At 68.4% G+C, this 13,251-nt stretch carries 13 protein-coding genes and 1 pseudogene; 5 read left to right on the forward strand and 9 right to left on the reverse strand.

What is annotated here, in order from left to right; translation table 11 throughout:
- Nucleotides 1–15 precede the first annotated feature (15 nt).
- Complete coding sequence (gene trxB / locus OG982_RS14375; RefSeq protein WP_266786771.1) at nucleotides 16–975, forward strand: thioredoxin-disulfide reductase; 960 nt, start codon at nucleotides 16–18, stop codon at nucleotides 973–975.
- Between the two features lie 49 nt (nucleotides 976–1,024).
- Nucleotides 1,025–1,366 carry a thioredoxin gene (trxA, locus tag OG982_RS14380; protein WP_266786769.1) on the forward strand — a complete coding sequence of 114 codons (342 nt, stop codon included), beginning with the start codon at nucleotides 1,025–1,027 and terminating at the stop codon, nucleotides 1,364–1,366.
- A gap of 69 nt (nucleotides 1,367–1,435) precedes the next feature.
- Here trxA and OG982_RS14385 read toward each other — a convergent pair whose 3' ends face one another.
- The 9 genes and pseudogenes from OG982_RS14385 to rpmH form a co-directional block, all read right to left on the reverse strand.
- Nucleotides 1,436–2,053, reverse strand: coding sequence for a GNAT family N-acetyltransferase (locus OG982_RS14385; RefSeq protein ID WP_266786767.1), 618 nt, complete (start codon nucleotides 2,051–2,053; stop codon nucleotides 1,436–1,438).
- A 108-nt stretch (nucleotides 2,054–2,161) separates the two neighbouring features.
- On the reverse strand, nucleotides 2,162–3,268 hold the full coding sequence (locus OG982_RS14390) for a ParB/RepB/Spo0J family partition protein (RefSeq protein WP_266786765.1): 1,107 nt from the start codon (nucleotides 3,266–3,268) through the stop codon (nucleotides 2,162–2,164).
- Complete coding sequence (locus OG982_RS14395) at nucleotides 3,261–4,355, reverse strand: ParA family protein (protein ID WP_323139255.1); 1,095 nt, start codon at nucleotides 4,353–4,355, stop codon at nucleotides 3,261–3,263. The genes OG982_RS14390 and OG982_RS14395 overlap by 8 nt, the downstream gene beginning before the upstream one ends.
- A gap of 274 nt (nucleotides 4,356–4,629) precedes the next feature.
- Nucleotides 4,630–5,346, reverse strand: coding sequence for a 16S rRNA (guanine(527)-N(7))-methyltransferase RsmG (gene rsmG, locus OG982_RS14400; RefSeq protein ID WP_266786763.1), 717 nt, complete (start codon nucleotides 5,344–5,346; stop codon nucleotides 4,630–4,632).
- A gap of 104 nt (nucleotides 5,347–5,450) precedes the next feature.
- Entirely contained in the window at nucleotides 5,451–5,963 is a 513-nt protein-coding gene (locus tag OG982_RS14405) for a R3H domain-containing nucleic acid-binding protein (RefSeq protein WP_266786761.1), read from the reverse strand.
- A 15-nt stretch (nucleotides 5,964–5,978) separates the two neighbouring features.
- Complete coding sequence (gene yidC / locus OG982_RS14410; protein WP_266786759.1) at nucleotides 5,979–7,082, reverse strand: membrane protein insertase YidC; 1,104 nt, start codon at nucleotides 7,080–7,082, stop codon at nucleotides 5,979–5,981.
- A gap of 30 nt (nucleotides 7,083–7,112) precedes the next feature.
- A pseudogene (yidD, locus tag OG982_RS14415) lies at nucleotides 7,113–7,367 on the reverse strand (membrane protein insertion efficiency factor YidD); the annotation flags it as partial.
- Nucleotides 7,364–7,738, reverse strand: coding sequence for a ribonuclease P protein component (gene rnpA / locus OG982_RS14420; protein WP_266786757.1), 375 nt, complete (start codon nucleotides 7,736–7,738; stop codon nucleotides 7,364–7,366). The pseudogene yidD and the gene rnpA, both read right to left, overlap by 4 nt.
- Before the next feature lie 21 nt (nucleotides 7,739–7,759).
- Nucleotides 7,760–7,897, reverse strand: a complete 138-nt coding sequence (gene rpmH / locus OG982_RS14425) for a 50S ribosomal protein L34 (protein ID WP_008741645.1) — start codon at nucleotides 7,895–7,897, stop codon at nucleotides 7,760–7,762.
- Between the two features lie 360 nt (nucleotides 7,898–8,257).
- Between rpmH and dnaA the strand changes: the two genes are divergently transcribed.
- The 3 genes from dnaA to gnd all read left to right on the forward strand — a co-directional run bounded on the left by dnaA (nucleotide 8,258) and on the right by gnd (nucleotide 13,172).
- Complete coding sequence (dnaA, locus tag OG982_RS14430; RefSeq protein WP_266786755.1) at nucleotides 8,258–10,045, forward strand: chromosomal replication initiator protein DnaA; 1,788 nt, start codon at nucleotides 8,258–8,260, stop codon at nucleotides 10,043–10,045.
- A 903-nt stretch (nucleotides 10,046–10,948) separates the two neighbouring features.
- The gene (dnaN, locus tag OG982_RS14435; protein ID WP_266786753.1) at nucleotides 10,949–12,079 is read left to right on the forward strand and encodes a DNA polymerase III subunit beta; all 1,131 of its coding nucleotides are present in this window, start codon (nucleotides 10,949–10,951) and stop codon (nucleotides 12,077–12,079) included.
- A gap of 214 nt (nucleotides 12,080–12,293) precedes the next feature.
- Nucleotides 12,294–13,172, forward strand: a complete 879-nt coding sequence (gene gnd / locus OG982_RS14440; RefSeq protein WP_266786751.1) for a phosphogluconate dehydrogenase (NAD(+)-dependent, decarboxylating) — start codon at nucleotides 12,294–12,296, stop codon at nucleotides 13,170–13,172.
- The last annotated feature ends 79 nt before the right edge of the window (nucleotides 13,173–13,251 follow it).

Raw genomic sequence — 13,251 nt, forward strand, 5'->3', positions numbered from 1 at the left:
ACGAGGAAAGAACCCGTGAGCGACGTACGAAACGTGATCATCATCGGCTCCGGGCCGGCCGGTTACACCGCCGCCCTGTACACCGCACGCGCTTCGCTCAAGCCCCTCGTCTTCGAGGGTGCCGTCACCGCCGGCGGCGCGCTGATGAACACCACCGAGGTCGAGAACTTCCCCGGGTTCCAGGACGGCATCATGGGTCCTGACCTCATGGACAACATGCGTGGCCAGGCCGAGCGCTTCGGCGCCGAGCTCGTCCCCGACGACATCGTCTCCGTGGACCTCACCGGCGACATCAAGACCGTCACCGACACGGCCGGCACCGTGCACCGCGCGAAGGCCGTCATCGTCACCACCGGCTCGCAGCACCGCAAGCTCGGCCTGCCCAACGAGGACACCCTCTCCGGCCGCGGTGTCTCCTGGTGCGCGACCTGCGACGGGTTCTTCTTCAAGGACCAGGACATCGCCGTGGTCGGCGGCGGCGACACCGCGATGGAGGAGGCGACCTTCCTCTCCCGCTTCGCCAAGAGTGTCACCATCGTCCACCGCCGCGACAGCCTCCGCGCCTCCAAGGCCATGCAGGACCGCGCCTTCGCCGACCCGAAGATCAAGTTCGCCTGGGACAGCGAGGTCGCCGAGATCCACGGCGAGCAGAAGCTCTCCGGTCTGACCCTGCGCAACACCAAGACCGGCGAGACCTCCCCGCTCGCCGTGACCGGCCTCTTCATCGCCGTCGGCCACGACCCGCGCACCGAACTCTTCACCGGCCAGCTGGACCTGGACGAGGAGGGCTACCTCAAGGTCGACGCCCCCTCCACCCGCACCAACCTCACCGGTGTCTTCGGCGCCGGCGACGTCGTCGACCACACCTACCGTCAGGCCATCACCGCCGCCGGCACCGGCTGCTCCGCCGCCCTCGACGCGGAGCGTTTCCTCGCCGCCCTCTCGGACGCCGAGCACGCCCACGCGGCTGTCTGACCCCTCAGATCACCCCCACACCACACCCCGCAGGAAGAAGGAGGCCGCTGTGGCCGGCACCCTCAAGAACGTGACCGACGCTGACTTCGACACCGAGGTCCTGGCCAGCGACAAGCCCGTACTGGTGGACTTCTGGGCCGCCTGGTGCGGTCCGTGCCGCCAGATCGCGCCCTCGCTGGAGGCCATCGCGGCCGAGTACGGCGACCAGATCGAGATCGTCAAGCTCAACATCGACGAGAACCCGGCCACGGCTGCCAAGTACGGCGTCATGTCCATCCCGACGCTGAACGTCTACCAGGGCGGCGAGGTCGCCAAGACCATCGTCGGTGCCAAGCCGAAGGCCGCCATCCTGCGCGACCTCGAGGGCTTCGTCCAGGCCAAGGCCGTCTGACGCACCCCCGCTTGTTTCACGTGAAACGGGGCCGCCCCTTGTGGGGGCGGCCCCGTTTCACGTGACTGCTCACAGCGGACGCAGCACCGGTTCCTTCCGCGCCGCACCGAGCAGGCGATCCAACGCCAGCTCCACGTCTTCCTTCCACGACAGCGTCGAGCGCAGCTCCAGGCGCAGGCGAGGATGCACCGGATGCGGCCGCACCGTCTTGAAGCCCACCGACAACAGGTGGTCCGCCGGAAGCAGACAGGCCGGCCCCTCCCAGCGCGCGTCCCCGAACGCCTCGATCGCGCGGAAACCCCGCCGCAGCAGATCCTTCGCCACCGTCTGGACCATCACCCGCCCCAGGCCCTGCCCCTGATAGCCCGGCATGATCCACGCCGTGATCAGCTGCACCGCGTCAGGAGAGACCGGGCTGGTCGGAAACGCCGTCGAACGCGGCACGTACGCGGGCGGCGCGTACAGAACGAACCCCACAGGGACCTCGTCCACATAGACGACCCGGCCGCACGAACCCCATTCCAGAAGGACGGCGGAGATCCACGCTTCCTTCTCCAGCTCCGGAGTTCCCGCCTTCACCGCCGCATCGCCGCTGACGGGATCCAGCTCCCAGAACACACAGGACCGGCAACGCCGGGGCAAGTCCTGGAGGTTGTCCAGCGTGAGGGGTACCAGCCGACGGCCCATGACCGCATCGTATCCAGAGCTCGAATCAGGTGAAACCGCAGCAAGGCAAAGGGGCGGACCGCACCGGCTCGCACCGGCACAGCCCGCCCCCACGGCGGATCCAGGGCATCACTCCCCGGAGAGACCCTGCTCCAGCACCCGGCCCTCGCCCGGCGCCAGCGTCCCCAGGATCCGCTCCAGGTCCTCCATCGAAGCGAACTCGACGGTGATCTTGCCCTTCTTCTGACCCAGGTCCACCTTCACCCGCGTCTCGAACCGGTCCGACAGCCGCGTCGCCAGCTGACTGAGCGCCGGAGCCACGCGGGCACCCGCACGCGGACCCTTCGGCTTCACCGCGCTCTCCGGCTCCGAGGACATCAGCGCCACGATCTCCTCGACCGCGCGCACCGACAGCCCCTCGGCCACGATCCGGTGCGCCAGCTTGTCCTGGGTCTCGGAATCGTCCACCGACAGCAACGCCCGCGCGTGCCCCGCCGACAGCACACCCGCCGCCACCCGGCGCTGCACCGATGCCGACAGCTTCAGCAGCCGCAGCGTGTTCGACACCTGCGGACGCGAACGCCCGATCCGGTCAGCCAGCTGATCGTGCGTGCAGTTGAAGTCCCGCAGCAGCTGGTCGTACGCGGCCGCCTCCTCCAACGGGTTCAGCTGCGCCCGGTGCAGGTTCTCCAAGAGCGCATCCAGCAGCAGCTTCTCGTCGTCCGTCGCCCGGATGATCGCCGGAATGCGCTCCAGCCCGGCCTCCCGGCACGCACGCCACCGGCGCTCGCCCATGATGAGCTCATAGCGGCCCGGCGCCGACTGCCGCACCACCACCGGCTGGAGCAGGCCCACCTCCTGGATGGAGGTCACCAGCTCCGCCAGCGCGTCCTCGTCGAACACCTCACGCGGCTGCCGCGGATTCGGGCTGATCGAGTCCATCGGAAGCTCCGCGAACGTCGCCCCCGCCACCTCGTTCACCGGCGCCGAAGCCACCGGAGCCGTCGCCGGCTCCGACTCGCCCGGCGAAGGAACGGCGCCCAATGTTTCACGTGAAACATCAGCCTGCGCCAGCGAAGCCAGCTTCGCCGCCGCGATCCCCCGCTCCGACGTCAACACCGGCACCGCCGACGGAGACGTCGACCCCGCCCCCGTCGCCTGCGGAGTCTTCTCCTGCGGAGCGGCGGGAATCAGCGCGCCGAGCCCCCGCCCCAGACCCCTACGTCGCTCACTCACTGTGGATCCCCTCCGCCATGCTCTGCGTGCTGTTCATGCCCGCGCCCAGATGGGCCTGCGAGGCGTCGTACGAAATCCCGGCCCCCCGCAGCGCGATCTCCCGCGCGGCTTCGAGGTAGGACAGGGAACCACTGGAACCCGGATCATAGGTGAGCACCGTCTGGCCGTAGCTCGGCGCCTCGGAGATACGCACCGACCGCGGGATGCTCGTGCGCAGCACCTCCTTGCCGAAGTGCGTACGCACCTCCTCCGCCACCTGCGAGGCCAGCCGCGTCCTGCCGTCGTACATCGTCAGCAGGATCGTCGAGACGTGCAGCGTCGGGTTCAGATGCGCCCGCACCAGATCGACGTTGCGCAGCAGCTGGCCCAGGCCCTCCAGCGCGTAGTACTCGCACTGGATCGGGATCAGCACCTCCGCGCCCGCCACCAGAGCGTTAACCGTCAGCAGCCCCAGCGAGGGCGGGCAGTCGATCAGGATGTAGTCCAGCGGCTGCTCGTACGCCTGGATCGCCCGCTGCAGCCGGCTCTCCCGTGCCACGAGCGACACCAGCTCGATCTCGGCACCCGCCAGGTCGATCGTGGCGGGAGCGCAGAACAGGCCCTCCACATCCACCACCGGCTGGACGACCTCCAGCAGCGGACGGCTGTCCACGAGCACGTCGTAGATCGACGGCACATCCGCGTGATGGTCGATGCCCAGCGCCGTGGAGGCGTTGCCCTGCGGGTCGAGGTCGACCACCAGGACCCGCGCCCCGTGCAGGGCCAGAGAGGCCGCCAGGTTCACGGTCGTCGTGGTCTTGCCCACGCCGCCCTTCTGGTTGGCCACCACGATGACCCGGGTCTGCGCCGGGCGCGGCAGGCCCTCGCCGGCACGGCCCAGCGCCTCGACGGCCAGCTGGGCGGCTCGGCCGATGGGGGTGTCGTTGTCTACAAGGGGCGGAGGCGATGTTTCACGTGAAACATCGTCTCCCGCCGTTTCAGAGCGGGGACCGGGGACCGGATCGGCCATCGGCCCCGCGAGGTTGGCGTCGGACCGCACGGTGTCACTCTCCTCGACAGCAGGCTCGCGATGAACAGAGCCTGCCATGTCACCGGGGTCGCGAACCAGCGGGGCCCGTACTCCTGTGGATGAATCCACCGTTGTGGACAACTCCGTCCCCCCTGTTCCCTTGCGAGGACGGGGGGACGCGGCCGCACGGCCGCGACTGATGATTCCGTGCAGCAGAGAGCGACGTTTCACGTGAAACACGATGCCCGGGTCGAGTCATCCGACCCCTACGACACTCCGAAATGCATACCTATAGGGCGCAACAAGCCCTCAATCCCAAGGGAACAACCGAGGGAACAGAGGAACAGAGGTGTCAGCGACGCCGACGCGTGCGGCTCACCCGAGCCGCCTTCGCCCGCTTCGCCGCGAAGCGCACGCCGCCGGGGCTCTCCCCCACCTCGACCCGCACCACCGTCGACAGCGGATCCACGACGCCCTCGCCCACGTGCAGCACCGAGGTCTTCACCACACCGAGCTTCGTCAGCGCGACCTTCGCCGCCACCAGCTCCTCCTCGGCGGTGTCACCCTTCAGGGCCAGCATCTCCCCGTAGGGACGCAGCAGCGGCACACCCCAGCCGGCCAGCCGGTCCAGCGGAGCCACCGCCCGCGCCGTCACCACGTGCACCGGCTGCAGCTTGCCCAGAACCTCCTCGGCCCGCCCGCGCACCACCGTGACGTGATCCAGGCCCAGCAGCTCCACGGCCTCCTGGAGGAAAGTCGTCCGGCGCAGCAGCGGCTCCAGGAGCGTGATCTTCAGATCCCGCCGCACCAAAGCCAGCGGGATACCGGGCAGACCGGCACCCGAGCCCACGTCGCACACGGTGACGCCCTCGGGCACCACCTCCGACAGCACCGCGCAGTTCAGCAGGTGCCGCTCCCACAGCCGCGGAACCTCACGCGGCCCGATCAGGCCCCGCTTGACTCCCGCATCCGCCAGCAGCTCCGCATACCGCACAGCTTCCGGGAAAAACTCACCGAACACCGCGCGCGCCTCTTCAGGCGCCGGGGGAAGCTCCGCTGCCTCCGTCACGGGGACCGTCCTTCCGTACAGAACCGATGGTGTCGTCAACTGTTAGGCTTACAAACATCGGCCCCGCCTGCGATACAGACGGGGCCGACCACACACGCTTCCGGTCAGGCCGGGAGCACAACGACGAAGCGCTGCGGCTCCTCGCCCTCGGACTCGCTCTTGAGGCCGGCGGCCGCCACGGCGTCGTGGACGACCTTCCGCTCGAACGGCGTCATCGGAGCGAGCTTCAGCGGCTCACCCGAGGCCTTCACATCGGCCGCGGCCTGCGCGCCCAGCGCCGCCAGCTCCTCGCGCTTCTTCGCACGGAACCCGGCGATGTCCAGCATCAGACGGCTGCGGTCCCCGGTCTCCCGGTGCACGGCGAGGCGGGTCAGCTCCTGCAGAGCCTCCAGGACCTCACCGTCGCGGCCCACGAGCTTCTGCAGGTCGCGGCCGGCGGAGTCACTGACGATCGACACCGCGGCACGGTCGGCCTCGACGTCCATGTCGATGTCGCCGTCCAGGTCCGCGATGTCCAGCAGACCCTCAAGGTAGTCGGCCGCGATCTCACCCTCCTGCTCGAGGCGGGTCAGGGTGTCGCCACTCTCAGCGGCGGCGGTGGTGGTGCCTTCCGTCACGGGAGGGACTCCTTCTTACTTCTTGGAGGGCTTGCTGGGGGGCGTCTGACGCTGCGACTTCGACTGCCTCTTCGGCTGCTGTCGCTTCGGGGCACCGCCACTCGCCGCATCGGCGTCGGCCGTGGCCTCGGAACTCTTGATCACGGAACCGTCCGCCTGAGCGGCCATGCCCTGCTTCGTCAGCGCCGTGATGAACTTGCGCTCGTTGTCGTTGCGGTCCGGGCCCTTGGCCACGATCGCCGCGACGATCTTCTTCTTGCCCCGGCCCTTGACCTCACCGTGCGAGCTCACGTGCTTCAGCAGACGGGTCAGGTACTGGTCCTGGGCCTTGCTGCCCGGCGTCGGGTTCTGGTTGATCACGTACATCTGCTGGCCCATGGTCCACACGTTCGTGGTCAGCCAGTAGACGAGGACACCGACGGGGAAGTTGATGCCCATGACCGCGAAGATCACCGGGAAGATGTACATCAGCATCTTCTGCTGCTGCATGAACGGCGTCTTGACCGAGAGGTCCACGTTCTTCTGCATCAGCTGGCGCTGCGTGTAGAACTGCGACAGCGACATCAGAACGATCATGATCGCGGTGACGACACGCACATCGGTGATCGAGGCGTTCAGGCTCGCGACCTTCTCGGCGCTGTCCGTGAACTTGGCCGCCAGCGGGGCGCCGAAGATGTGCGCCTGCCGGGCGCTCTCCAGCAGCGACTGGTTGATGACGCCGATGGTCTCGCCGTTGGCAATGCTCGCGAGCACGTGGTAGAGCGCGAAGAAGAACGGGGACTGCGCCAGGATGGGAAGGCACGAGGAGAGCGGGTTGGTACCCGTCTCCTTGTACAGCTTCATCATCTCTTCGGACTGACGCTGCTTGTCGTTCTTGTAGCGCTCCTGGATCGCCTTCATCTTCGGCTGGAGCGCCTGCATACCCCGTGTCGCCTTGATCTGCTTCACGAAGAGCGGGATCAGACAGATACGGATCAAGACCACCAGGGACACGATGGACAGGCCCCAGGCCCACCCACTGTCCGCACCGAAGATCGCACCGTACAGCGAGTGGAACTGGACGATGATCCACGAGACGGGGTAAGTGATAAAGCTGAACAGACTGGCAATCGTGTCCACTAATCAGGCTCCTTGAGCATTGCGAGATCTACGCAACGCACTGCGCAGCTGCTCGTGCCAACGCGGGCGTTTACGGGGTGGGACATGATCCACACCACCCGCGGTCCACGGATTGCACCGAAGGATCCGCCAGGCGGTCAGGACCGTCCCCTTCACCGCACCATGCCGGTCGATGGCCGTGAATCCGTAGTGCGAGCACGACGGGTAATAACGGCACACCGGCCCGAGCAGCGGACTGATCGTCCACTGGTACAGCTTGATCAAAGCGAGCAGCGGGTACTTCATCGAGCCGTGCCTCCCAGCAGCCGCATCAAAGCGGCGTCCAGGTCACGGGCCAGCTCGTCGAGGCCGGCATCACCGGATCCGGGCAGAGCCCGTACCACCACCAGGCTACCGGCGGGCAGCTGAGAGAGCCGCTCCCGTACGAGGTGACGCAAACGGCGCTTCACCCGGTTACGGACGACGGCGTTGCCGACAGCCTTGCTGACGACGAAACCCGCACGCGTCGAGGGATCAATCTCCCCCGGCTCGTGCGGGTCCGTTGCACCGCTTGTACGTAGGTGGACGACGAGGAACGGGCGACCTGCCCGGCGCCCTCGGCGCACCGCGCTCGCGAAGTCCTCGCGCCGCCTCAGCCGATTTTCGGGAGACAGCACGACGTCACGGCCTGCGTGTTGTTACGCGGAAAGGGCGGCGCGGCCCTTGCCACGACGGTTCGCGAGGATCGCGCGACCGGCACGGGTACGCATCCGCAGGCGGAAGCCGTGGGTCTTGGCACGACGGCGGTTGTTCGGCTGGAAGGTGCGCTTGCTCACTCGGGGGCTCCAGAGAATGAATCGTTGTGGCGGGACATCGCCTGGCTGTCACCGTGCGCCCACGAGGAAACTCGCGTGTTCGCCCGAGTGGCACCGCTAAATGATCACAACTCGTGATCTTCGCCCATCGGTAGGCAGGCGGCAGCAGCCATCGACAACTCGACCTCGTTACGGTACGCGCGGCTACGCCATCCGGTCAAACCGAGCCCCGGGTGCCCCACACTGTGCACAGGCTGTGGACAACAACTTGAACCGTACCCACCGGCCTGACTACCGTTGTCTGATCCCGGATTCTTTTGTCCCGACCGTCCCAAAGAACCACACATTCGTGGGACCGGGACCTGTGAGAGAGCGTGCTCTGTGGCTGACGTACCTGCCGATCTTGCCGCAGTGTGGCCACGAGTGCTCGAAAAGCTCCTCGGTGAGGGCCAGCAAGGGATCGAGCCCAAGGACAAGCAGTGGGTCGAACGCTGCCAGCCCCTGGCCCTCGTCGCCGACACCGCACTGCTCGCCGTCCCCAATGAATGGGGCAAGCGCGTCCTCGAAGGCCGCCTGGCCCCCCTCATCAGCGACGCCCTCAGCCGCGAATGCGGCCGCCCCATCCGGATCGCCATCACGGTGGACGACTCCGCCGGCGAACCCTCGCACCCGTCCCAGCCCGCGCCCCCGCAGCGCGACGCCTACGAGCCGTACGGCGGCCAGCGCCCCGGCGGCCCGGGCGGGCACAACGGCGGGCACAACGGCGGCTCCGACGACCAGCTCCCCACCGCCCGCCCCGCCTACCCGGACTACCAGCAGCCGCGCCCCGAGCCCGGCGCCTGGCCCCGAGGCGGACAGCAGGACGACTACGGCTGGCAGCAGCCGCGCCTCGGCGGCTTCCCCGAGCGCGACCCCTACGCCTCCCCGCAGCCCGGCTACCTCCAGCAGCCCGAGCCCTCCGGCTACGACCAGGGCCCCTACGAGCAGCAGAAGTACGAGCAGTCCGGGTACGAATCCCAGCAGTCCCACCAGTACGAGCAGCAGCAGTACGAACAGCCCGCCCCGCGCCCCGCGCCCGGCCGGCCCGCGCCGCCCCCGGCGCCCTCCGGCGGCTCCACCTCGGGCCCGCTGGAGCCGACCGCCCGGCTGAACCCCAAGTACCTGTTCGACACCTTCGTCATCGGCGCCTCCAACCGCTTCGCGCACGCCGCCGCGGTGGCCGTCGCCGAAGCACCGGCGAAGGCGTACAACCCCCTGTTCATCTACGGGGAGTCGGGCCTCGGCAAGACCCACCTGCTGCACGCCATCGGGCACTACGCGCGGAGCCTCTACCCCGGTACCCGCGTGCGCTACGTGAGCTCCGAGGAGTTCACCAACGAGTTCATCAACTCCATCCGCGACGGCAAGGGCGACGCGTTCCGCAAGCGCTACCGCGAGATGGACATCCTGCTCGTCGACGACATCCAGTTCCTCGCGAGCAAGGAGTCGACGCAGGAGGAGTTCTTCCACACCTTCAATACGCTCCACAACGCCAACAAGCAGATCGTGCTCTCCTCCGACCGGCCGCCCAAGCAGCTCGTCACCCTGGAGGACCGGCTCCGCAACCGCTTCGAGTGGGGCCTGATCACCGACGTCCAGCCGCCCGAGCTGGAGACCCGTATCGCGATCCTGCGCAAGAAGGCCGTCCAGGAGCAGCTCAACGCCCCGCCGGAGGTACTGGAGTTCATCGCCTCCCGCATCTCGCGCAACATCCGCGAGCTGGAGGGGGCGCTGATCCGGGTCACGGCCTTCGCGAGCCTGAACCGGCAGCCGGTAGACCTCGGCCTCACCGAGGACGTCCTCAAGAACCTGATTCCCGGCGGCGAGGACAGCGCACCGGAGATCACGGCCACCGACATCATGGCGGCCACCGCCGACTACTTCGGGCTCACCGTGGACGACCTGTGCGGCTCCTCGCGCAGCCGGGTCCTGGTCACCGCCCGTCAGATCGCCATGTACCTCTGCCGGGAGCTCACGGACCTCTCGCTGCCCAAGATCGGGGCCCAGTTCGGCGGCCGCGACCACACCACCGTCATGCACGCGGACCGCAAGATCCGCGCCCTGATGGCGGAACGCCGCTCCATCTACAACCAGGTCACGGAGCTCACCAACCGCATCAAGAACGGCTGACGCGAGCCCCCAGGGGCCGTGCGAGGGTCCGTGAGGGCCTTCCGCGGCCCCTTCAAACGCTTCTACAGGGCGCTCCCGGAGCACTTCGGGGGCGCCCTTGCTCGTCCCCGCGCCCCCAACCTGTTCGAATACGCCCCCGCCGGAGCAAGTCATCCACAGATTCGCGGACTTTCTTCCGTCCACAACCTGGGGACGGCCTCCGTCACCCACAAACTATCCACAGGGGTGCGGGTTGAGGCCCCATCAGCCCTGGTCAGCCACCTGTGGAATTGTGAGCAAGGTTCATCCACAGGCTGTGGACAGAAAAATCATCCACAGGTTCATCCACGCCTCTGTCCACCGCCGACCCACAGGTTGCCGCATCCTGTGCACAGGATCCGATGACTTACCCACACCGTTGTCCACTGTTCGGCAACGAGCCACCCCATCTCACCGCCCCGAGTGAAAGCGGTCACACGGAAGACGACGTTTGGGCTGTGGAGTACTGGGGAAAAGCTGGGGACGCACCTGTGGAGTAGTACGGGTCACCTGGGGACGGCCTGTGCAGAAGTTTTCGTTCTCCACAGCACACCCCTGTTGTCCACCGGTCCCGCCCACAGGGTGTGGGGATAAAAAATGCGGCCTGACCTGCGAGAACGGGCTTATCCACCGTTTCCACAGGCCCTACTACTACCCCCATAGAGAGTTAGGCCGGTTTCGGTTTTCAAGCAGGTCCTGTGCACAACTCGGTGGGCAGCCGTCCCCGACACCTCGCTCCCGACTTGACCGCCGACAGCGACGACTGTCGGCGCCGTACGTCAGACTGGTCCCCGGCACCGAGGCCCCGGTCCGCCGAGACCGGGAGGCAGCGGGCCGACGACGAAGGCCGGCCAGACGAGCGAGCAACAGCAGGAGGCGGTTCCGGTGAAGATCCGGGTGGAGCGCGACGTACTCGCGGAGGCGGTGGCCTGGGCGGCCCGTAGCCTCCCGGCCCGGCCGCCGGTGCCCGTCCTCGCGGGCCTGCTGCTCAAGGCCGAGGACGGCACGCTGAGCCTCTCCGGCTTCGACTACGAGGTCTCGGCCCGCGTCTCCGTCGAGGCGGACGTCGAGGAGGACGGCACCGTCCTCGTCTCCGGCCGGCTGCTCGCCGACATCTGCCGCGCCCTCCCCAACCGGCCCGTGGAGATTTCCACAGACGGTGTACGGGCGACCGTGGTCTGCGGCTCCTCGCGATTCACACTCCACACCCTGCCTGTGGAGGAATACCCGGCGCTGCCGCAGATGCCGACCGCGACCGGCACCGTGCCCGGCGAGGTCTTCGCCTCCGCCGCGGCCCAGGTCGCCATCGCCGCCGGCCGTGACGACACGCTGCCCGTGCTGACCGGTGTCCGCATCGAGATCGAGGGCGACCGAGTCACCCTGGCCTCCACCGACCGCTACCGCTTCGCGGTCCGCGAGTTCCTGTGGAAGCCGGAGAACCCGGAGGCGTCCGCCGTGGCCCTGGTGCCGGCGAAGACGCTGCTGGACACCGCCAAGTCCCTGACCAGCGGTGACACCGTCACCCTGGCGCTGTCGGGCTCCGGTGCGGGCGAGGGCCTCATCGGCTTCGAGGGCGCCGGCCGCCGCACCACCACCCGCCTGCTCGAAGGCGACCTGCCGAAGTACCGCACGCTGTTCCCGACGGAGTTCAACTCCATCGCCGTGATCGAGACCGCCCCGTTCGTCGAGGCCGTCAAGCGCGTGGCCCTGGTCGCCGAGCGCAACACCCCGGTGCGCCTGAGCTTCGAGCAGGGCGTGCTGATCCTGGAGGCCGGTTCCTCCGACGACGCACAGGCTGTGGAGCGCGTCGACGCGGTCCTGGAGGGCGACGACATCTCGATCGCCTTCAACCCGACCTTCCTGCTGGACGGCCTGAGCGCGATCGACTCTCCCGCCGCGCAGCTCAGCTTCACGACGTCCACCAAGCCGGCGCTGCTCAGCGGCCGCCCGGCGGTCGACGCCGAGGCGAACGAGGCGTACAAGTACCTGATCATGCCGGTGCGCCTGTCCGGCTGACGCCTTCGTACGTCGGGCCCGGTCTCGCAGGCTGCGGGGCCGGGCCCGACGTCGTTCGCCGCCGCCGCGCGCGGCGCGCGGATCCTCGTACGACCGGCTCTGGAGCGCCCGTGGGGCCGGGCGGGGCAGCCGGGCGTAGGCTCGGGGCCGGGGGTGTCCCCGGGTAGCAGGGGAACCCCGGCACAGACGGCCACAACGCTTAAGGAACCACCTGATGGAGCTTGGTCTCGTCGGTCTCGGCAAGATGGGCGGCAACATGCGCGAGCGCATCCGCCGCGCCGGCCACACCGTCATCGGATACGACCGCAACCCGGACCTCGCCGACGTCCACAGCCTGGCGGAACTTGTGGACAGCCTGCAGGCCCCCCGCGTGGTGTGGGTGATGGTCCCCGCGGGCGCGGCGACGCAGTCCACCGTCGACGAGCTCGCGGAGCTGCTGTCCCCGGGCGACATCGTCGTCGACGGCGGCAACTCGCGCTGGACCGACGACGAGAAGCACGCCGAGGAGCTGAAGGCCAAGGGCATCGGCTTCGTCGACTGCGGTGTCTCCGGCGGCGTGTGGGGTCTGGAGAACGGCTACGCGCTGATGTACGGCGGCGACAAGGAGCACGTCGCGACCGTCCAGCCGATCTTCGACGCCCTCAAGCCCGAGGGTGAGTTCGGCGCCGTGCACGCGGGCAAGGTCGGCGCGGGCCACTTCGCGAAGATGGTCCACAACGGCATCGAGTACGCCATGATGCAGGCCTACGCCGAGGGCTGGGAGCTCCTGGAGAAGGTGGACTCGGTCACCGACGTCCGCGAGGTGTTCCGGTCCTGGCAGGAGGGCACGGTCATCCGCTCCTGGCTGCTGGACCTCGCGGTCAACGCGCTGGACGAGGACGAACACCTGGAGCAGCTGCGGGGCTTCGCGCAGGACTCGGGCGAGGGCCGCTGGACGGTGGAGGCGGCGATCGACAACGCCGTGCCGCTGCCCGCGATCACCGCTTCGCTGTTCGCGCGGTTCGCCTCGCGCCAGGACGACTCGCCGCAGATGAAGATGATCGCCGCGCTGCGCAACCAGTTCGGCGGCCACGCGGTGGAGAAGAAGCAGTAGGAACGGCGGCGCCGTCCACAGGCCGGACCGCACCCGCGGCCACACGGCCACAGCGGTAACACCGTAGGAAAAGAGCAGC

The sequence above is a fragment of the Streptomyces sp. NBC_01551 genome (assembly GCF_026339935.1).
GTDB lineage: Bacteria > Actinomycetota > Actinomycetes > Streptomycetales > Streptomycetaceae > Streptomyces.